Origin of the sequence: Amycolatopsis sp. lyj-90, assembly GCF_046549035.1 — a bacterium.
Lineage (GTDB): Bacteria > Actinomycetota > Actinomycetes > Mycobacteriales > Pseudonocardiaceae > Amycolatopsis.
Map to the genome: position 1 here is coordinate 595,421 of NZ_JAJPWP010000006.1, position 19,110 is coordinate 614,530.

Here is a 19,110-nt window from a genome sequence, read left to right on the forward strand (position 1 = left end):
GCACCTGTGCTGTGAGGGCATTCGCGTCAGGCGGCTGGGAGCGGTGAGTGCGGGTGATGGGCCAGGAAGAGTTCGACGAGTTCTTTCACAGCGAATTTCCGCTGCTCACCGGCTTCTTGTGCAAGGCGGGCTTCGCGCTCGACCCGGCGCGGGACGCGGCGGCGGAGGCGATGCTCAACGCCTACGAGGACTGGCAGACCATCAACCAGCCGAAATCATGGGTTCGTCGCGTCGGGCACCGGCGAGCGAAGGAACAGACCGCGGTCCGGGCCGACTGGGCCTTCGCCGACGCCGGCCGGGAGGACAAGCTCACCGTCCTCGCCGACGAGGCGTCCTCCGTCCTGACCATGCTGGGGCGGCTGCCGAAACGTCAGCAGCTCGGCATGGCCTGGTCACTGGACGGCTTCACCTCCCGGGAGATCGCCGGGGTGCTCGGGATCGCGGACGAGGCCGTCAGCGCGACACTGCGTCACGCGCGCGGCCGGCTGGAGGAGCACGACCCCGGGTTCGTCGGCCGCCTGGACAGCGCCAACGGCGCCTTCGTCGACGCGCTGCGGGTGGGGCTCGACGTCGAAGACACCCTGTCCCGGATCAAGAACCGCGCGATGATCCGGGACCTGGCCCTGGTGGAGCCGGGCACCCCGACGGAGGCGGAGCCCGAGCAGGTGACGCCGGATCACTGGTACACCCTCGACGGTCCCGTCGCGGCCGCGGGACAGGGCGACCAGCGCGCGCTGGACCACCTGCTGACCACCATCCGCCCGATCGTGATCCGGTACTGCCGGGCACGGATCGGCAGACAGGAACGGACGTACGCCTCGGCGGACGACGTCGCGCAGGAGGTCTGCGTGGCGATCCTCCGCGCGCTGCCCACCTACCGCGAACGAGGACGGCCGTTCCTCGCCTTCGTCTACGGCATCGCCCAGCACAAGGTCGCCGACGCCCGCCGCGCCGCCGCCCGCAACCGCACCGAACCCGTCGCCGAAGTCCCCGACGGGGTCTCGGATACCGCGAGCCCCGAACAACGCGCGCTGCACAACGAATTGAGCGACCGGATGGGGGAACTGCTGCGGATCCTGCCGGACAAGCAGCGGGAGATCGTCGTGTTGCGGATCGTCGTCGGCCTTTCGGCGGAGGAGACCGCCGGCGTGGTCGGATCGACGGCGGGTGCCGTGCGGGTGGCACAGCACCGGGCCTTGACGCGGCTCCGCAAGATTCTCACGGACGAGTGAGCTCGTGAGTGGCAAGGACGGTTCTAACCGTCCTTGCCACTCACGAGACCCAGCGCGTTCACGGACGGCAGCGTTCCGCGGTCGCCGCGGCCGTCTTCAGTTCGGGCGCTCCCAGAATGGCCGCGACCGGGTCGAGCGCGCCGTTCGTGTCCTTCTGGGCGGCGATGAGCCCCTCGACCGCCCGGCCCTGTGCCGCGGTGTCGTTCTTCCCGGACGCGTCCAGGTCGGCCTTCGCCTTCACGGTCTTGTCGCGCGCCGCGGTGTACTTCCCGAGGAACTCCTGCTTCGCCGTCTCCCCCGCCGGAACCGGCGAGGCGGGCAGGGCGCTGAGACCATCGACCGTCTTGGACAGAATGGTCGAGTAGTGCCCGAGCTGGTCGCTCGTGCTCTTCTTGATGGCCTCGACGGTTTCACCGCTCGTCGACGGCATCTTGTTGTTGCCGTCGACGAAATCCCGGACAGCGCCGCAGAATCCGTTCATCCAGGCCACCGTCGCGGCCGAATCCGCGGCGGGTGACGAGGTCGTCACCGGCGGGGGCGCCGGGGCGGCCTGCGGTGCCGGGTCCGGCGCGCAACCGGCCAATGCCATCGCGGCCAGGGCGATTCCCGCCGCACCCAGGAACCCGGCCGATGTCTTGTGGGCAGCGCACATGTCTGTTTCCCCTCTCTTCCGGCTGGTGTTCCCGGCCGGCGCGAGGACTGTGACATGCGGGAACACGCGCGGTCTGCGTCATCTGACTCAGAACGGACGGCCGGCGCTCGAACTCGTAACGTTCGAGGCACGGCGACCGGACGGCGTAACGGGGTGCGGACAGGTGGCGAGTACAGCATTACCCCTCTTCGCTTCGAGGGCACCCAGCCGGGGAGGCAGCACCATGGCCATCAAGATCATCGCAGCGCGGCTCGAAGGTGGGAAGTTCCACGAAAGCATCACGAAACTGCGCTGGATCAACCCAGGCAGCGGCGAAACCGGCGAGAGTTTCGTTTCGGCGATCGTGGCGTGGATCGAGGACGACGACGGGAAGGCCTACGTGGACGAGGGAATCCACCGGGTGGCGGTGGAGATCATCAAGCCGACCTTCGGCCCCGAGTTCCTCCGCACGCGGGCGGACGGGATCTGGAAGAACAACCTGCTGGAGCTCCCCCGCTTCTGAGGCGGAATCAACGTAGTCGTCGTCGACGACCGATCCGGCCGCGTCAGAAGCTGCCACTGCCGTAGTTGCTCGAGGGCCCGCCGTGGTACTTCGACCAGATCTGCGGACTACTCGGGTCGTGGGGATGTGCGATGATCACTTCGCCGGTGAGCCGCGCCCACCCCGATACCACGGTTTGGTATTTCTCCTCCAGCGCACGAGCGGTCTCCTGCCCCCAACGCACTCCGGTGTAGCGATGTTCGGCCCGTTCCGCGGTCAGCGCGGCGTGGACCTCGTGCACGGTATGGCTATTGCCGCCTTCGGCGTCCAGACTCCTCAGATAGATCCAGAAGCTGCGGCGTCCGCCTGAGTGCTTGCGAATCTCGTAGGCCCACACCGGGCCGGACACGCCATCGATGGCCTCCGCACGCTTCTTCCTGGCCAGCTCCTCCTCTCGTCGTTCGCGCTCCTTCTCCCGCATGGCGTACTCCTCCAGGTAGCCGGGAAGGTCACCCATGCTCTTCTGGTGGGCCGCGAGAGCGGCATGGAAGTCCGACCGTAGCCGCGCGCTCGCCGCGTCATATCCCTTTCGCAGCGACCAGTTCCGCCGTGCGTACTTGATCCGCCACCTCAGGCCACCCCGGAACGGCGCCCGCAGGTGGCGGCTGACGGCTTCCTCACGTTCCTGCAAGGCGTGGATCTCCACCAGCAGTCGGTCGGTCGCCGAGCACCAGCGATCTCGGTCGTCCCGACTCGCTCTGACGAGCCTGTCCGAGATGGAGGGTGATGAACGGGATGCCTTGGCGCACAGCAACCGGCTGTGCTCACTCAGTTCGGCGCCGACCACGTCGACCGTCCAGCCGCCCAGCAGGTTCCCGAGCTCGGTGACATAAAAGTCGAACTCCACTAATTCTCCTTACAGATGCCGAACAACCCGTTTGATGAACAACACGTCCCGCTGGTACGCCACCGCACTCCACAGCCACACGACGGTGAGCGCATCACCTGACCGGTGAAGGGATCGTGCGGCCACCGATGGTGATCGTGCCCGTGACACGTTCTGTCTGGAGTACATTGCCGCGGACGTCGCCACCGATCGAATTCGCACCTGCCGGGCCTATTTCGCCGATGACGTTGTGCCTGCCGAGCTGGGCGACGTCACCGAACACGACGCCGGTGACGGTTGCGCCGTCCCACATGACCACATTGCCGTACACGTTGCCGTCGATGGTTCCGCCCTTCATGAACACGTCGCCACGCACGTCACCGTGGATGAATTCGTCCACGAGGGGATTGGCGCGCAGCTCGTGGCTTCCGTCCGCTTTCAAGTAGGTGCAGTGGTTCTGCTCCTCGGGTAGTGGCGCACCACCTCGGGCATAGCTGAACGCGGCGTGAATCGCGGCGGCGCCGAGGGCGGCGGCCACCGCGATCACCGAGCCGACCGCGGGGTAGATACCGCCGCAGCCATCGTTTCCCGGGCTGTCCAGGGTGTTGACCAGACCGCTGGTGCACTGGGCGAGCGCGGTGGCCGGGGTGAACAGCAGCCCGGTGAAGACGGTGGTCACGAGGAGGGCGGCCCGCCCGAGCACGTCACGCATGTCGGCCCCTTCCCGTGCGGATTTCGTGGCCGGTCTTGAGGTCTTGGATGTGCCGCCGCAGCGGTGCGAGGTCCACGTCCGCCCGGTCGGGGTCCTGTCGTGCCTGGTGCCAGTGGCATATGCCCAGGTCGAGCTGAGCCTGGTACAGGCGGGACAGCCGGCGGTAGGCACGCGGACCGCCGTACCGGAAGGCGTCGACGCCGGCGCGGAACCGGCGAGCGGGGTTGAGGAGCACCGGCAGTTCGGCGGTGGTGACCGCGGCGTGCCCGCTGTTCGCCTCGTGCCGGAGTTCGACGGTGAGCGCGGCGCTCTGGTAACGCAGGCCCCGGCGCAGCAGCACCAGGTACATGACGAGGAACGGACCGAGGAGCAGCAGGGCCAGGAGCGGCAACACGACCATGGCGAACACCGGCTCGCTGACGCGGAACATCAGCGGCAGCAAAGAGATCAGGCTGTTGTACAGGTAGTGGCCGCAGATCGCGGTCAGCAGGCCGCAACCGATCACGGCGAGCCTCGTCCTCGGGTTCCGCACCTGCCGGGCGGCACCGATCGCCGCGCCGACCAGCGCCGAGAAGGCCACATGCATCACCATGATCCCGACCACCTGTCGCAGCCAGTGCTGGTAGACGGCGCCGCCCGTGCCCGGGGCGGACATGTACAACACGGATTCGAGGAAGTTGAACCCCAGGCCGACACTGGCACCGACGACGAGACCGGACACCACGTCGCTGACCCACCGCCGCGCCACGACGGCGATCAGCAGCACGCCGACGCCCTTGGCCAGCTCCTCGAAGACGGGCGCTTTGACACCGTCGATGATCGCGACGAACCTGGTGAAGCCCAGCAATTGATCGCTCAAGGAGTTGTACAGGACCGGCAGCGCCATTCCGTATCCGACGGCCACCGCCGCACCCCAGCCGAATCCGGCGATCAGGATCCGGAACGGCATCCGCCGATGGCGTTGCATCCGGTGCACGGCCCAGAACGCGATCGCCGTCGTGGGCAGCGAGAGCAGCGCCGCGGACACCAGGTCCGCCCCGCTCTCGGCCCTCGCGTGGATCATCTTGATCAGGAGCGCGATCGGCGGCAGACCGCACGCGAGTGCGATCCACAGCTGACTGTTCCTGTCCCGTCGCCGCAGTCGCTCACCGTCGGCGGCACGGCTGGGGTGGAGTCGGTCGCCGCCCAGGATCAGGCACGCCAGCAGCAGGGCGCTGAGGCCGGCGTTCATGTTCGCGGTGACCATCTCCGACACCTGGTACTCCGGCTGGGCGAATTGCACGGCCGCCACCATCAGATGGAAGGCGGACAGCGTGGCCAGCGCCGCTGCCATGACCACCAGGGCGCGCGTCACCGGTGCGTCGGGGGTGGCGAGCCAACGACGGCGCACCGCCCGATACAGGACGACGAGCATCAGGAGCCGGATGACGTTCAGGAACACGGCGGCGAACGACCGGGACGTCTTGGTCTTCGTGAGTCCGAAGCTGTCGGAGAACACGCCGGCCGGAATCTCCAGTGCCGGTTTGGTCAGGGACAGCAGGAACGGCACCAGAGCGAGGACGCCACCGATCACCGCGCAAATCACCAAGATCCGCCGGTGCGGATCAGGTTCGTACCCCATCCTCTGTCCGGCTTCCCCGCCGCGGGAAGCACCCACGAGTTCCCGGCTCACGACCGACTCACCCCTTCCGGCGACCGAGACCGCCGATGTCTCCCCCGCCGGACGCGGCCGACGAAGGGCCGCGCGTCGTGCACGACCCCGAGCACGCGCGCGCCCACGGCGACCAGCAGCGAGGTACCACCGATCCACGTGGAGAGGGTTCCGTCCGACACCGCGCCGGCGGGCTGGGTCGCGACCGTGCCGGTGGGGTCGTAGACGACGTCCAGCCGGGCACCTTCACCGGCGGCACGGTAGGACAGAGACACGTTCTCCTCGCGTTCGTCCCCGCAGGCAAGGCGATGGTCGTGGTAGGTGTCCGTGGTCGTGCTCCAGTGCTCCCCGTCATAGGTTCGGATCGGCACGCGACGGGTCTGGATGTCGAGCACCGTGCAGGACGTGCGGACGCCGCGTTCGGACAACGCCGCGTCGTGCACCCCCTCCCACGCCGCGAAAGCGGCGATCACCGTGGCCGCCGCGCCCGCCATGACCCAGCCCAGCGGTGCGGCGAGGAGAATGGAGGTCAGCCAGAGCAACAAGCCGACGCCGAGCAGGACACCGCCCAGCACGCGCGACGAGTGCGCGCACAGCCAGGCCCCGGCCAGCGACGAGGCGACCACGAGTACCGGCTGGACCACGGCGATGACCGACTGCGGCACCGGCCCACCGGGGTGAAGCCTCATGCGTTCGTCCTCCGTCCTGAGGCCGTCACGTGCGTCGGCCTTGGGACTACTACTGTGGGTGATCAGTCCTGTACGTATCTCGCGTTAATCTTGAATCGGCAGGTAAGAGGGGGTCTTGGAGTGCAGCCAGGAGGTGTCGTGGGGGTCGAGTTCGCCGTTCTCGGCGACGTCCGTGTCCAGGTCGACGGACAGGATCTGGACATCGGGCACGCGCGCCAGCGGTCCGTGCTCGCCGTCCTGCTCGCCGAGGCCGGCCACAAGGTGACCGCCACCCAGCTGGTCGACCGTGTGTGGGGAGAGCGGGCCCCTCTTCGAGCCCGGAATGCCCTCTACAGCTACCTCTTCCGGCTCAGGACCGCCCTGCGGGACGTCGCGGGGTTCGACATCGCTCACCGAGGTGGCGGATACGTGCTGCAGATCGACCTCGAGACCGTCGACCTGTACCTGTTCCGCAGCCTGCTCGGACAGGCTCGCGAAGCGGTCGAAGAACGGCGAGCGCTGGCCCTGTTCGACCGCGCGTTGCGGCTGTGGCGAGGTGCGCCCTTCGCCGAGTCGGACAGCCCCTGGCTGGCGTCGGTGCGCGATCGGCTGCAGAAGGAGCGGTACACCGCCCAGGTCGAGCGTCACGACGTGGCACTGAATCTCGGGATGCATGCCGAACTACTGGCCGAGCTGACCACCGCGACAGCGGCGAACCCGTTCGACGAGCGACTCGCCGGTCAGCACCTGCTCGCCCTGTACCGATGCGGGCGCCGGGCGGAGGCGTTGACGCAGTACCGCACGTTCCACGCCCGGCTCGTGGCGGAGATCGGAGTCGAGCCCGGCGATCAGCTGCGACGTCTGCATCAGCAGATGCTCGCCTCGCAGGTGCCGCCGCCCGCCGCCCATCGGGCTCAGGCCCCGCAGCCGGTGCCGGTGCCGGTGCCACGGCAGCTACCGGCGGCATCACCGTGGTTCGTCTCCCGCACCCGCGAACTCGGTCTGCTCGACAGCGCGCTGAACGACGCCGCCGGCGTCGTTCTGGTGACGGGTATCGGAGGATCGGGCAAGACGTCGTTGGCACTGCACTGGGCGCACCGCGAGGCCGGGCGGTTCCCCGACGGGCAGCTGTACGTGAACCTCCGCGGATTCGATCAGGTGGGCAGACCGCTGTCTCCGGCCGATGTGCTGCACGGGTTCTTGGCGGCGCTGGGCGTGCCGGCAGAGCACGTCCCGGCCGGTACGGACGCGCGGGCCGCGCTCTACCGCAGTCAGCTGGCCCGCCGACGAGCACTGGTGCTGCTGGACAACGCCTACGACGCCGACCAGATCCGGCCCCTCCTGCCAGGTGGCGCGGAGTGCCTCACGGTGATCACCAGCCGTGACCGGGCCACCGATCTGATCACCCACGAGGGAGCCGTGCCCGTCCCCCTGACCGTGCTCGACGAGGTCGAGGCCGTGTCGCTTCTCACCAAGCGGCTGGGACCCGACCGGGTGGCCGCCGAACCCGACGCGGTGGCGCGACTCGTCGCGCACTCCGCCCGGCTTCCGCTGGCCTTGGCTGTCGTGGCGGGTCGCGCGGTGGCCAACCCGGCGTTCCCGCTGAGCGCGCTGGCCGACGAACTGCACGAGGAGAGAGCGCGGCTGGACGCGTTGGAAGCGGACGGCACCACATCGAGCGTGCGAACGGTGTTCTCCTGGTCGTACCGGACGCTGAGTCCCGAGGCGGCCCGGCTGTTCCGGCTGCTGGGCCTGCACCCCGGCCCCGACACGGACCGGTTCGCCGCGGCCGCGCTGGCCGGGATCGACCTCTCGCGCACCCGCTCCCTGCTGGACGAGCTGACGCGGACACATCTCGTGGACGAGCATCGCCTCGGCCGCTTCCGCTCGCACGACCTGCTCCGCGCGTACGCGACCGAGCTGACCGAGCAGGAGGACACCGAGCACGAACGGCGAACGGCCTTGCACCGATGCCTCGACTTCTACCTCCACACCGGGTTCGCCGCCGAACGACACTTGGCTCCGCACTGGCCACCGATCACACTCACCGCGACACAGGACCACGTCCCGCGCCTCCCCGTCACCGACTATCACCAGGCCATGCGGTGGCTCACCGCGGAGCACGCCACGCTGCTCGCCGCGACGGCGGCGGCCGTCCGCGCACGCCTGGACGTGCACGCCTGGCAGTTGCCCTGGGTACACAGCACCTACCTGAGCAGACGAGGGCACCTGGCGCAGCGCGCCGAGTCCCAGCGCACCGCGCTCGAAGCCGCCGACCGCCTCAACGACGACCTCGCCCGGGCGACCAGCCGACATCTACTCGGCAGAGCCGAAATCCTGTTGGGAAACCAAGACCAAGCCCTGAAGCACCTGCGACACGCACTCGAGGGCTACACACAACTCGGCGACACAACCGGCATGGCCATCACCCATTTCTCCCTCAGCTCGGCCTACGACCTGCAGCAGTGCCACCCCCGGGCACTGCAGCACGCCCAGGACGCGCTACGGCTTTGCCGCGAAGCGGGCGACCACGCATGGGAAGCGTTCACGCTCACCGCCATCGGCTGGTACCACGGCAAAGCAGGCCGGCACGAGCAAGCCCTCGCCCACTGCAGCGAGGCCAAACCCTTACTGGACCGCATCGGAGACCGAGACGGCCGAGCCCACAACCTCCACTGCCTCGCACGCGCACACCACAATGTCGGCCAGCACACCGAAGCCGCACAGTGCTACCGCGACTCACTCGCCCTGTTCCAAGAACTGGGCAGTCCCTACCTGGAAGCAACAACTCTCGACCACCTCGGCGACGCGTTACAGGCCGCAGGCAACCGCCCCGAAGCCTGCGACGCATGGACCCGGGCGCTCGAAATCCTCGAACCGCTGGCCCACCCCGACACCGTCGAGATCGAATCCAAGCTTCTCGACACCAGCGCGCGCCGATAGCCGGCAAAGGGCTGCTGAAGAATCCCCTGGCCTGGGTTCAGCTTGCCTCGTACCGGAATGTCGGTGCGGTCTGGTAGATGATGGGGCATGTTCCGCGACTTCAACTTCAAGCTGCTGGTCATCGACAAGCTCATGTACCAGGACAAGCTCATCCAGCCCCGTTTCCGGATCGCCGACGTGCTCCACGCCAAGGGCGCCACCGGCGACCTGTGGAAGTACCTGCGCGAACAGGACCTGCTGTACACCGTCCTCGAGGAAGCCCGCCAGTACTTCACCGACTTGGAGATCACCCCCGAACAACTGGCCGCGGTGGAAGAACTGACCACTGACGGCGGCTTGGAGATCTACCACCAGTGCTCGCCGTTCTGGGACGGAGAAGACGAACTCTTCGACGTCACTTCACTGGACGACCTCGCCTTGCTGCCCAACCTCCGCGTGATCCACGGCGGCGACGAAGCCATGATGGCCGCCCCCGGCGCCGAGGACACCCTCAAGGCCCGCGGAATCGCCGTGAAATGAACCCCCTTTCATCGTGGATGGCCGCGATGATCGCGATGGCCCGGCGCGGGCAGCAACGGAGTTCGGCCAGAACTTTCCAGTCCCCTGAGCAGTGAGACGGCGCGTTCGCCGAGCGCGCGGATGCGGGCGTGGGCACGGTTGTCCGCCTTCTGCCCGCGGAACGACGCGTCATCAGGACGTTCAACCACGTTCCAAGCGGCCATAAGGGCAGGAACCACTGCCCCTGCGGCGGAACAACCGCCCGCGCGCTCATGGTCGCGGGAGTGCAACGCTTCATGCACCGCGAAACCGGACAACAGCGGGAAGATGGAGCAAACATGCGCAAGCTTTTGACAACGGTGGCCCTGTTAGCGAGCTGTCTGGCCATCGGAACGACAACGGCGAACGCCGCTCAGACCCGCGCGACACCACTGGCGGACTGCCACGTCGCGAACGTGCAGCTCGCGTTCGACAACTGGGGCTCCACCGGTGGTTTCCATGCCTACTGCGGGCAAAACCGGCGTGTCTGGGCCGTCACCGCGTTCTACGACTCGGCCGGAGCACAGATCGCGGGCGGCAGCGGCTACACCCTTGTCCCCGCCGACGGCCAGTGGCACTGGTTGTACGCGAACACCAGCTGGGGCGGCGTCTGGAAACCGGTCTACACCGGCTGCATCTGGATCACCCAGGACAACCCCTTGCCCGGCGGCACACTCCTGTCCAACTACTGCAAGAACAAATAACCACCATCGCCCGCATCGTGAGAGGACCTTCATCGCATCCTCGGGAGCTGGCGCCGCGAAAGGCCGCGTCCTTTCCCTTAACGCTGACGTCCCCGGTGGAGCCGACACTGTCTACATCCAGATGACCGACACATCCCATAACATCGTCAAGAGCGCCACCTGCGTGCCCAGCTCCAGCATCTGTGAAAACTCGTGAAGTCCGCAGAAGACCATCGGTCAAGACGTCCCGCAGGCAGGGAGCATGGAAAGTCCTGTCTTGGCGGGTTGTCGTGGAACCAGCAGAGACACGCCAAGGATCGGGCAACGCCTGCAAAGCCACTAGCCCTGCCGGTCCAGCCATTCTGAGATCACTCGGTTCGTCTCTTCGGGCATTTCCTGCTGGATCCAGTGACCGCAGTCCAGGCCGACCACTTCCACCTCGGGCACGAACTCCGCCAGTTTTTCGAACCTCGGGACAGCGAGGTCCCGATCGCCGTAGATCATGAGGGTGGGCTGCTTGATGATCGGGTCCGCGTCCGCCAGCTGGTGCCAGTCGCGGTCGAGGTTCCGGTACCAGTTGATGCCGCCGGTGAATCCCGATGTCTCGAACGCGGAGACGATGACGGCCAGGTCGCTGTCACTCATGACGGGCTCACCGAGTGGTGTTTCCGCTTTGGCGAGATTGATCAAGGCCATGCCCGGCTCAGGGGGCGCCGGGGGCACGTTCTTCCGGTAGAGGTTGCGGATGAACTGGGAGGTGTTGCCCTCGAACACGGCATCCGCGACGCCCGGCTGCCGGTTGAAGTGGACGAAATAGAAGTCTCCGCCGAGGAAGGTTTCCATGCCCTCGATCCACGGCGTTTCTCCGCGCACCTGGTAGGGCAGGCTCAGGTTGATCAGCTTGTTCACCCTGCCGGGATGCAACAGGGTCAGCCCCCAGACGACGAACGCGCCCCAGTCATGACCGACGAAGGTGGCGTCCTCGTAGCCATAGTGATCCAGGAGCGCGACGAGGTCACCCGTCAGGTGTTCGATGTCGTAGTCCGTCACTTCGGCCGGGCGGGAGGAGTTGCCGTATCCCCGCTGGTTCGGTGCGATGACGTGGTAGCCGGCCGCGGCGAGGACGGGCATCTGGTAACGCCAGGTGAAAGCGTGCTCCGGCCAGCCGTGGCAGAGCACGATGGGCTTACCCTTGTTTTCTCGGCCTGCTTCGAATACTTCGAGATCCACGCCGTTGACCGGAACAAGGGCGGGCTCGGGAAAGTCGGCTGGATCGACCATTGATTTTGTTCCCAATCTTCACAGGGTTTTCAGGCGACGAAAGCATGGTGTCGGCGCACCCCTGACAGGCCGAGGGCCGGCACCGTCGTGGGTGGTCGGACTCGTCGATGAGGCCGCGACACCCACTTTGCCGACTAATCCGGTCACCCAATGACCGGATTACTGTGGATTTGTCGCCGAGGTGCGAACCGACCGGCTGGTGGGCACCAGCGAGCAAGTCGTCGACAGGTCGCGGTGGCGCTAGTCCTTGTTCGGCACCAGGTACAGCTCCTGCTTTCCGAGTGTCGGCGCGTCGAGCGTCCAGTGCGCGAGCGCGTCCTGTGGCGGGGCCGCCAGCCGACGCAGCACGAGTTCGGGACGGCGTGGTCGGACGTCGAAGTCGAAGAAGGCGTAGTTCACGCGGAACATCGCGCGGGTCCAGCGGTTCTCCTTGCCGCGCGCCTCGATCGCGGCCGGCAGCAGGCCGCGGTCGGAGAAGACGTCGACGACCGGGCAGTCGCAGGCGTAGGCGAGGATGCCGATCTCGCCCGCGCTGCCGACGATCCGGCCTCCGGAGAGCGTTCCCAGTTCTGCTCCGATACGTGCGTACTGCGCGCTCGACGTGTAGTTCGACGTGAACGGCGCGTACGTGCGGGGAAGCCCGGCAGCCGCGTACGCGATCAGACCGGCGACGATCAACGCGAGCACCCCGAGGACCATGATCCGGTGGGAGACCGCTACGGCACAGACGAAAACGGTCGCCACGGTGAGACCGGGGCCGTAATACCAGTGGTAGGGCGGGACCGTCAGCGACACGTAGCCGAGGTGGTACAGCAGGCCACCGAGGGCGAGCAGAGCGAACGGCCGCAGCCCGGCGGGGATCGTGCGCGGCCGGATGGCCAGTGTCACCAGGGCGAGGACGGCGAGTACGGCGGGCAGAAACGCCAGCGCCGCCATCACCGGCGAAGTCCGCGCGTAGAACAGCGGGCCGTTACCGAAGTTCCAGGCACCCCAGGCATGTTGCGCGCCCTGGAGCGTCTTGATCACCACGGTGTCCGGTACCGCCGCGCCGAGCACCACCCAGCTGAAGCAGAACCACGGCAGCGTGATCAGCCCGGCTCCGAGCAGTGCGCGTCCCGTGCCGGGACGGAGGAAGACGAAGAGCACCACCGCGAACACGATCAGGTCCAGCCGGACCAGGGCGAGCACGCCGGCTGCGAGACCGAAGGCGAACGGGTTCTTTTCGACGGCGAACACGGTGAGCCAGCCCAGGACCGCCGCACCGAGAGCGACCTCGAGCCCGATCGACGAGAGCAGAAGCGGATTGGCGGTCAGCGCGGCGAGTGTCAGAGCAGGGAACCGGGGCGGCAGCCCCGCCGCCTCGCCGAGCCTGCGCAACGCCAGGGCGAGCAGGACCTGGCACAGCACGAACAACACTCCGGCGGCGAAGACGGCGTCGCGGACGAAGATGGTCAGGGCCGCCAGGACGAGCACGTTCGCCGGCGACGTCGCGGTGTTCGACGTCGCGTCGGCGAGCAAGCCCCAGTGGCCGTGGAAGGCGACGTTGCGCGCGTACGCGAGCGTGATGAACGTGTCGTCGATCAAATGCGGACGGACGAGCAGGAACACTCCCGCCGAGAGCACGGCTACGGACAGGGGCATCCGCCAGGACGTCGTCTGGTTGTCCGTCGTCCGGACCTGTTCCATGATCATGGCTTGATATGGCTCCCCCGGCCCGGAAAGTTGCGCGCAACGTTCGGCCGGTGCCGGCCACAACCAGGACGTGAGCATCCATGCGATCGGGGCGGGGGTACCGGTGGAACAGACCGGTGACCGGGAGCTGTGGGCCCGCGCGGCCGGCGGCGACGAAGGGGCGTTCGGCGAGCTGTTCGAGCGGCACGCCGAGGCTCTGTGGAACTACACGTATCGCCTGACCGGTTCGTGGAGCAGCGCCGAGGACCTGGCGTCCACGACGTTCCTCATCGCGTGGCGGCGGCGGGCAGAGGTGACCCTGGTGCGGGACAGCGCCCTGCCGTGGCTCTACACGGTCGCGGCCAATGTCGCCCGTGACGAGCACCGCGGTGCCCGTCGCCGGCTGCGGCTGCTCGGGAAGATCCCGGCCCAGCCCGCCGTGTCCGACCACGCCGATTCGGTGGCCGAGAAGATCGACGGCCAGCGCCGGCTGGGACAAGTCGCCGAAGCCGTCCGGTCACTGCCGAGATCGCAGCGCGACGTCGTCGAACTCTGCCTGGCCGCCGAGGTGAGCATCGCTGACGCCGCAGAATTGCTGGGCATCGCCGAGGTCACCGTCCGCGCCCATCTTTCCCGGGGACGAGCCCGGCTGCGTACGTTGCTGGAGGAGAAATGAGCGGCGAACCCGTGTACCCACCTCGCCATCCGATGCCGGACGACGTCCGCACCCGGATGCGATCGGCCGTCCGCGAGGGGATCGCGAAGCCGCGGCGGCCGGCACGCGTCTGGTACGCCGCCGCGGCGGTCGTTCTCGTCGCGTCCGGCGCCGCCGCCTCGACGCAGCTGCTCCGTCAGCAAGGCACGGACCCCGGCCCCGTGCCGGCCGCCGGCGAGCTCAACCTGGACGTCAGGCTGGCGACGTCCTCGCTCGACCGTTGCTGGGCCGCGGTGCGGGCCGCGGCCAAGACGGACCGGGTGCCCCCGCGCGAGGAATGGGTTCCCGTGTTCACGAACGTCAACCTGGGCGTTTCGGTCGTCGCCGCGACGGCGGCGGGCAAGCCGATGTTCTGCGAGACGACGCTGACCACCGTGACGCTGTCCGACCCGAACGCCGCCCCCACGTATGTGCCGGGCACCCGCACCGGGCTGCTCCTGCAGAGCGCGACCGGGCTGACCGGCGGGGTGCTCGACCCGGCCTTGCGGGGTGCGGGTCTCGCGTTCCAGGCCGAGGATTCCGGCGGCGGGGACGCCGTGGAAGCTTCGCCTCTGACACAGCAGTTCGTCTCGTTCACCTGGACCGACCCCGCCAAGACGCAACTGTCCGTCTACGAGCCCGTCGGAGCGACGACCACGAGCCTGCCGCCGGCTCCGGCGCCGCTGCTTTCGGCCGTCGATCGCCCGGTCGCCCCGGCCGACCGGACCTCGCCCGCGGGACGTGCACTGGGCGCATGCCTGTCCGGCGCGGTGGACGCCGTCTCCGATGTGGCGGGCTATCAGCCGGGCGCCCTGCTGGACAAGGACGGCTACCAGGTCGTTCTCGGCCGTTTCGGTGACCGGAGCCTGGCGTGCACGACCGTTCCGGACCCGCGGCGTCCCGGCCGGCTGAAGATGCGTGTCTACCAAGACCATTTCGAGCTCCCGCCGGAGCAGCCCCGGAGGATCCTGATACAGACCCTGGGCGGTGTGGAAGATGGTGGTGACCGGGCCAACTCTCGCGCACCGATCGCCGGGACGCGGCTGCCGGCGACCGCGGTGACGGTGACCTTGGACTTCGGCGCCGGACTGACCTCGACAACCGATGTGGTCGACGGGACCTTCGTGGCCTTTGTTCCGAAAGAGGTGAGCGACCCATTCCAGCCAGAGGTCCGTACTCGAGCGCGTGACGCCAACGGCACCGTCGTGTTCGACGGGACTCTGTAGCCGGGGTGGCCGGTCCTACCCTTTCTTGATCGTTCGATCCAGAAAGGGTAGGGTCAAGTCGTGGTCAGGACTCGCGAATTCGATACCGAGGCGGCGGTGAGCCGTGCGATGGAGCTGTTCTGGTCGCGCGGCTACGAGGCGACTTCGATACGGGACCTGACCCGGCACCTGGGGATCGGGCAGGGGTCCTTGTATGCCGCGTTCGGCGACAAGGAGGGTCTGTACCAGGCGGCGCTGGAGCGCTACCGGACCACCCTCGCGGCGGCCGCCCTGCGCGACCTCAAGGAGGGGGCGGACGCCCGGTCGATGATCCGCACGATGCTGGTCGAGCGGGTCCTGATCGCCGTGGAAGACGACGGCCGGGGCTGCCTGGTCGTCAATGCCGCTTGCGAGCGCCTGCCGAAGGACACGGCGACCCGGCGCACCGTGCGGGACATGCAGGACGCCAGCCGGGACGCGCTCGTCGAGGTGCTGCGTATCGCGGCGGAGCGGGGCGAGATCGCGACGCGGCACGACCCGCACACGCTGGCCGCCTTCCTTGTCACCTTCCTCAACGGACTACTGGTCTCCGCGAAGATCACCCCGGACGTCTCCACTCTCGAACCACTCGTGGAGGTCGCCCTGGCCGCTCTCGACTGATTTTTGCCGCCCTCAAACTGGATCGATCGATCCAGAAAAGCACCGCGAAGTACGCCAGGAAAGTTGGGAAGCATGATGTTCGACCATGACGGGACGCCGGTCCGCACGGGACGTGCCGCAGTCAACGGAACGAGCCTGCACTACCGGGCGGCCGGGTCCGGCCCCGCGGTGGTGCTGTTGCACGGCGTGCCCAAGACCGGTTACCACTGGCGCCACCTCGTTCCGAAGCTGACGCCCCACTACACCGTCGTTGTTCCGGACCTTCGCGGTCTCGGCGACTCCGCCCGTCCTGCGGATGGCTACGACTCCGCGACGATGAGCGACGACGTCGCCGAGCTGATGGCCCACCTCGGACACGAGACGTACGCCGTGGCGGGCGAGGACTGGGGAGCGGTGATCGGCTACCAGCTCGCCGCCCGCCACCGCGGCCACGTCAACGCTCTGGTGTTCGCGGAAGCGTTGTTTCCCGGGTTCGGTTTCGAGGACCACACCGCGCTCACCACCGAGAACGTCGCCAGCGGCATGCACCTGTGGCATCTGGGCTTCTACTTCCAGCCGGACGTACCCGAGATGCTGATCGCCGGGCACGAGCGTGAGCTGATCACCTACATGATCAAGTACGAGCGCAGCCACCCCGACACCGCCACTCCCGACGCGATCGACGAATACGTGCGCTGCTACTCCATGCCTGGCGGCATCCGCGCGATGCTCTCGATCTACCGGGCAATGCTCGTCGACGCCGAACAAAACCGGCAAGCCGCACAGAAGAAGCTGGACATCCCCGTCCTGGCGCTTGGCGGATCCGCGTTCATCGGCGACCGCAACGAGTCCCAGATGCGGCTCATGGCCCACGACGTCACTGGACACGTCTTCGACGCCGGACACGACCTCGCCGAGGAAGTACCCGACGACATGGCCGCCATCATCGTGCCTTTCCTGGCCGAGCTCCGCCGGTGACAACCCATCTCGGTACTGGTGGCCGACACTGCCAACGCCGACATCGGAGTAAGCACTTGGCGTCGACACCTTCGATTGTTCAGTGCTGACTCAGACGGACTGAAAGGTCGGAATATCAGCTGAGCGCTTGAGTCTCGGTCGCTGGATTCTCCTGGCTTGCCGCCCACGACGCCAACAGGGCCAGACCGTCCGCGGTCGCCGTGCCGGCGGCCGCGGTGTAGACAGTCAGGAGCAGACCTGGTTCGGCAGACAGTTCCATTGATTCGACGTCCAGGTCGAGCTGGCCCACTACCGGATGGTGCAGGCGCTTGCGTCCGGACCGGTGGAGCCGAACGTCCTGAGATGCCCACCGCTGCCGAAACAGTTCACTGCGTGTTGACAACTCACCGACCAGGGCGACCAGCTCCTCGTCGTACGGATTGCGGCCGGCTTCCATGCGTAGCTTTGCGGCCACGTCACGCGCGATTCGGTCATAGTCGACGAAGAACGTTTTTGCCGCTTCGGGATCCAGATACACGAACCGCGCGGTGTTCGCCGGCCGTCGCGCGTCGGCCAGTACCGGTGAAAACAGTGCGCGGGCAAGGTGATTCACGGCCAGCACGTCATATCGGCCGTTGCAAATCCACGCCGGCGCGTCGGTGATGGCATCGAGCACCTGTCGAAGCGCCGGACGCACCGTCCCGGCGGGTCGCCGGCGGCGCGAACCGCCGGGCGCCCTGGACTGCCGCGCAAGGTGGAAGAGGTGATCGCGCTCGGCCTCGTCAAGGTGCAAGGCAGAGGCCAACGCGTCGAGCACCCCGTCGGAGGTGCCGGCGAGGCCGCCGCGCTCCATACGCACGTAGTAGTCGACCGACACCCCTGCCAGGAGAGCTACCTCTTCGCGACGCAGACCTTTGACCCGGCGGTTGCCGCCGTAGGCGGGCAGTCCGGCGCGCTCGGGTGTGATCCGCGCCCGACGCGAGCTCAGGAACTCCTTGATCTCAGTGCGCAGATCGATCTTGACCACCTCTCCACCATATGCCCTGTCCGCAGGTGAAGGGAGGTACTGCCGGTACCCCCGTTGAGACCCGGCTTGGAGGTATTCACGAGGGCCCGCCGGCCGCCGCGCCGGGGCCTAGGTACCTGACGCGGTCGTGGCGGTGCCGCCGTCGACCGGGACGATGGCGCCCGTCAGGTAGGACCCGGCCCGGCTAGCGAGAAAGACGGCGACACCTGCCATGTCGTCGTCGCGGCCGAGCCGGCGCAGGGGGGCCTTCGCCGCGATCGTGTCGCCGATGGCATCGATCGTGGCCGCCATCATCTGCGACGGGAACACTCCTGGGGCCACCGCGTTCACCGTGACGTGCTGTGGGCCCAGTTCCCTGGCAAGCACCCTGGTGAGTTGATGGAGTGCCGCTTTGCTGCTGGCGTACGAGTAGTTGGGCGCCTCGGCGACGTGGATGGCGGCGATACTGCCGATGTTGATGATCCGCGCGGGATCATCGGCGGTGCCCGCCCTGCGCAGTGCGGGCAGCAGCGCCTGCACCAGCCAGAACGGCGACTTGAGGTTGAGGTCGATCACTGCGTCCCATCCCTCGGCCGGGAACGTCTCCAGCGGCTCGCGCCACATCGCTCCCGCGTTGTTGACGAGGATGTCCAGGCGTTCCGAGTCGGCCTTGACCAGATCAGCGAGGCGCTGACACTCGTCGTATCTGGACAGGTCGGCGGGGATTGCTTGAACGTCGCCGAATTCGGACAGTTGACGCTGTGCCTCCGCGCACGCGTCTGCCTTGCGTGAGCTGACGACGACGCGGGCGCCCGCCTGCAGAAGGCCGCGCGCGATCATCATCCCGATGCCTCTGGTGCCGCCGGTGACAAGTGCGTACTTCCCACTCAGATCGAAAAGTCCTGAATGAGTGGTGAACTGGTTGTCCGCCATGGGTCTTCGTCCCTTCTGCCGTGGACGCATGTGCTGACACGGTCACGCGTCCAGTGCAGCTGAATTGAACTGATGAAGGTAAATCTGCAGCTAACCGGAAGCCGACTCGAACAGGTTGACAGGCGTCCTGGACGCCTGGGAGCCCCTGGCGATACAGGTACTATGAGAGCCCCCTTGCCTGGCGCGTCGGCTCACACCGCCCCAGAAAGGCTGCTACGCCACCACCGGCTCCGCAAAGCACTTCTCCAACTATCGCCAAACCGGCTGAGGAAGAATGGA

The 19,110-nt window shown here is 67.6% G+C and carries 18 protein-coding genes and 1 pseudogene; 9 read left to right on the forward strand and 10 right to left on the reverse strand.

Annotated features, from left to right (window positions below; translation table 11 throughout):
• Positions 1-56 precede the first annotated feature (56 nt).
• Positions 57-1,232, forward strand: a complete 1,176-nt coding sequence (shbA, locus tag ACLJPX_RS26090; RefSeq protein ID WP_410602599.1) for an RNA polymerase sigma factor ShbA — start codon at positions 57-59, stop codon at positions 1,230-1,232.
• 58 nt (positions 1,233-1,290) lie between these two features.
• On the opposite strand, the gene ACLJPX_RS26095 is transcribed toward shbA, so the two are convergent.
• On the reverse strand, positions 1,291-1,884 hold the full coding sequence (locus tag ACLJPX_RS26095) for a hypothetical protein (protein ID WP_410602484.1): 594 nt from the start codon (positions 1,882-1,884) through the stop codon (positions 1,291-1,293).
• Positions 1,885-2,107: 223 nt separating this feature from the next.
• Between ACLJPX_RS26095 and ACLJPX_RS26100 the strand changes: the two genes are divergently transcribed.
• Positions 2,108-2,386 (forward strand): DUF3892 domain-containing protein, encoded by a 279-nt coding sequence (locus ACLJPX_RS26100; RefSeq protein WP_101606250.1) that lies wholly within the window; start codon positions 2,108-2,110, stop codon positions 2,384-2,386.
• 43 nt (positions 2,387-2,429) lie between these two features.
• On the opposite strand, the gene ACLJPX_RS26105 is transcribed toward ACLJPX_RS26100, so the two are convergent.
• The 4 genes from ACLJPX_RS26105 to ACLJPX_RS26120 form a co-directional block, all read right to left on the reverse strand.
• The gene (locus ACLJPX_RS26105; protein ID WP_410602486.1) at positions 2,430-3,272 is read right to left on the reverse strand and encodes a hypothetical protein; all 843 of its coding nucleotides are present in this window, start codon (positions 3,270-3,272) and stop codon (positions 2,430-2,432) included.
• Positions 3,273-3,366: 94 nt separating this feature from the next.
• Complete coding sequence (locus ACLJPX_RS26110) at positions 3,367-3,963, reverse strand: hypothetical protein (RefSeq protein ID WP_410602488.1); 597 nt, start codon at positions 3,961-3,963, stop codon at positions 3,367-3,369.
• Positions 3,956-5,584: a PrsW family intramembrane metalloprotease gene (locus ACLJPX_RS26115; RefSeq protein ID WP_410602490.1), complete on the reverse strand. Its 1,629-nt coding sequence runs from the start codon at positions 5,582-5,584 to the stop codon at positions 3,956-3,958. Before ACLJPX_RS26115 ends, ACLJPX_RS26110 begins: the two co-directional genes overlap by 8 nt.
• 47 nt (positions 5,585-5,631) lie before the next feature.
• Positions 5,632-6,303 (reverse strand): hypothetical protein, encoded by a 672-nt coding sequence (locus ACLJPX_RS26120; protein WP_410602492.1) that lies wholly within the window; start codon positions 6,301-6,303, stop codon positions 5,632-5,634.
• A 138-nt stretch (positions 6,304-6,441) separates the two neighbouring features.
• Here ACLJPX_RS26120 and ACLJPX_RS26125 point away from each other — a divergent pair, with 138 nt between their 5' ends.
• Positions 6,442-9,225: a BTAD domain-containing putative transcriptional regulator gene (locus ACLJPX_RS26125; RefSeq protein WP_410602494.1), complete on the forward strand. Its 2,784-nt coding sequence runs from the start codon at positions 6,442-6,444 to the stop codon at positions 9,223-9,225.
• Between the two features lie 87 nt (positions 9,226-9,312).
• Positions 9,313-9,744 (forward strand): DUF6892 domain-containing protein, encoded by a 432-nt coding sequence (locus tag ACLJPX_RS26130; protein ID WP_410602496.1) that lies wholly within the window; start codon positions 9,313-9,315, stop codon positions 9,742-9,744.
• On the opposite strand, the pseudogene ACLJPX_RS26135 reads toward ACLJPX_RS26130, so the two are convergent.
• Positions 9,716-9,902, reverse strand: a pseudogene (locus tag ACLJPX_RS26135) (hypothetical protein); the annotation flags it as partial. The gene ACLJPX_RS26130 and the pseudogene ACLJPX_RS26135 sit on opposite strands and share 29 nt — an antisense overlap.
• A 159-nt stretch (positions 9,903-10,061) precedes the next feature.
• On the opposite strand from ACLJPX_RS26135, the gene ACLJPX_RS26140 reads away from it, so the two are divergent.
• The gene (locus ACLJPX_RS26140; RefSeq protein WP_101606244.1) at positions 10,062-10,466 is read left to right on the forward strand and encodes a hypothetical protein; all 405 of its coding nucleotides are present in this window, start codon (positions 10,062-10,064) and stop codon (positions 10,464-10,466) included.
• A gap of 318 nt (positions 10,467-10,784) precedes the next feature.
• Here the strand turns inward: ACLJPX_RS26140 and ACLJPX_RS26145 are convergent, their stop codons facing one another.
• On the reverse strand, positions 10,785-11,726 hold the full coding sequence (locus ACLJPX_RS26145; RefSeq protein WP_410602498.1) for an alpha/beta fold hydrolase: 942 nt from the start codon (positions 11,724-11,726) through the stop codon (positions 10,785-10,787).
• Between the two features lie 240 nt (positions 11,727-11,966).
• On the reverse strand, positions 11,967-13,418 hold the full coding sequence (locus ACLJPX_RS26150; RefSeq protein WP_410602500.1) for a hypothetical protein: 1,452 nt from the start codon (positions 13,416-13,418) through the stop codon (positions 11,967-11,969).
• A gap of 70 nt (positions 13,419-13,488) precedes the next feature.
• Between ACLJPX_RS26150 and ACLJPX_RS26155 the strand changes: the two genes are divergently transcribed.
• From ACLJPX_RS26155 to ACLJPX_RS26170, 4 genes are all read left to right on the forward strand, one after another.
• Complete coding sequence (locus ACLJPX_RS26155) at positions 13,489-14,073, forward strand: RNA polymerase sigma factor (RefSeq protein ID WP_168214249.1); 585 nt, start codon at positions 13,489-13,491, stop codon at positions 14,071-14,073.
• A complete protein-coding gene (locus ACLJPX_RS26160) occupies positions 14,070-15,317 on the forward strand; it encodes a hypothetical protein (protein ID WP_410602502.1) in 1,248 nt (415 codons plus the stop codon). Before ACLJPX_RS26155 ends, ACLJPX_RS26160 begins: the two co-directional genes overlap by 4 nt.
• Positions 15,318-15,377: 60 nt before the next feature.
• A complete protein-coding gene (locus tag ACLJPX_RS26165; protein ID WP_410602504.1) occupies positions 15,378-15,956 on the forward strand; it encodes a TetR/AcrR family transcriptional regulator in 579 nt (192 codons plus the stop codon).
• Between the two features lie 72 nt (positions 15,957-16,028).
• Positions 16,029-16,913, forward strand: coding sequence for an alpha/beta fold hydrolase (locus ACLJPX_RS26170; protein WP_410602506.1), 885 nt, complete (start codon positions 16,029-16,031; stop codon positions 16,911-16,913).
• 115 nt (positions 16,914-17,028) lie between these two features.
• On the opposite strand, the gene ACLJPX_RS26175 is transcribed toward ACLJPX_RS26170, so the two are convergent.
• Together ACLJPX_RS26175 and ACLJPX_RS26180 are read right to left on the reverse strand one after the other, a co-directional pair.
• Positions 17,029-17,919: a helix-turn-helix transcriptional regulator gene (locus ACLJPX_RS26175; RefSeq protein WP_410602508.1), complete on the reverse strand. Its 891-nt coding sequence runs from the start codon at positions 17,917-17,919 to the stop codon at positions 17,029-17,031.
• A 108-nt stretch (positions 17,920-18,027) separates the two neighbouring features.
• Entirely contained in the window at positions 18,028-18,831 is an 804-nt protein-coding gene (locus ACLJPX_RS26180; RefSeq protein ID WP_101606237.1) for an SDR family oxidoreductase, read from the reverse strand.
• Positions 18,832-19,110 lie beyond the last annotated feature (279 nt).

Bases quoted from the DNA above. Each gene is read 5' to 3' on its own strand.
- ACLJPX_RS26110 (WP_410602488.1), bottom strand. From the start codon at position 3,963: ATGCGTGACGTGCTCGGGCGGGCCGCCCTCCTCGTGACCACCGTCTTC.
- ACLJPX_RS26140 (WP_101606244.1), top strand. From the start codon at position 10,062: ATGCGCAAGCTTTTGACAACGGTGGCCCTGTTAGCGAGCTGTCTGGCC.
- ACLJPX_RS26095 (WP_410602484.1), bottom strand. From the start codon at position 1,884: ATGTGCGCTGCCCACAAGACATCGGCCGGGTTCCTGGGTGCGGCGGGA.
- ACLJPX_RS26130 (WP_410602496.1), top strand. From the start codon at position 9,313: ATGTTCCGCGACTTCAACTTCAAGCTGCTGGTCATCGACAAGCTCATG.
- ACLJPX_RS26170 (WP_410602506.1), top strand. From the start codon at position 16,029: ATGATGTTCGACCATGACGGGACGCCGGTCCGCACGGGACGTGCCGCA.
- ACLJPX_RS26150 (WP_410602500.1), bottom strand. From the start codon at position 13,418: ATGATCATGGAACAGGTCCGGACGACGGACAACCAGACGACGTCCTGG.
- ACLJPX_RS26115 (WP_410602490.1), bottom strand. From the start codon at position 5,584: ATGGGGTACGAACCTGATCCGCACCGGCGGATCTTGGTGATTTGCGCG.
- ACLJPX_RS26180 (WP_101606237.1), bottom strand. From the start codon at position 18,831: ATGGCGGACAACCAGTTCACCACTCATTCAGGACTTTTCGATCTGAGT.
- shbA (WP_410602599.1), top strand. From the start codon at position 57: ATGGGCCAGGAAGAGTTCGACGAGTTCTTTCACAGCGAATTTCCGCTG.
- ACLJPX_RS26160 (WP_410602502.1), top strand. From the start codon at position 14,070: ATGAGCGGCGAACCCGTGTACCCACCTCGCCATCCGATGCCGGACGAC.
- ACLJPX_RS26145 (WP_410602498.1), bottom strand. From the start codon at position 11,726: ATGGTCGATCCAGCCGACTTTCCCGAGCCCGCCCTTGTTCCGGTCAAC.
- ACLJPX_RS26100 (WP_101606250.1), top strand. From the start codon at position 2,108: ATGGCCATCAAGATCATCGCAGCGCGGCTCGAAGGTGGGAAGTTCCAC.
- ACLJPX_RS26120 (WP_410602492.1), bottom strand. From the start codon at position 6,303: ATGAGGCTTCACCCCGGTGGGCCGGTGCCGCAGTCGGTCATCGCCGTG.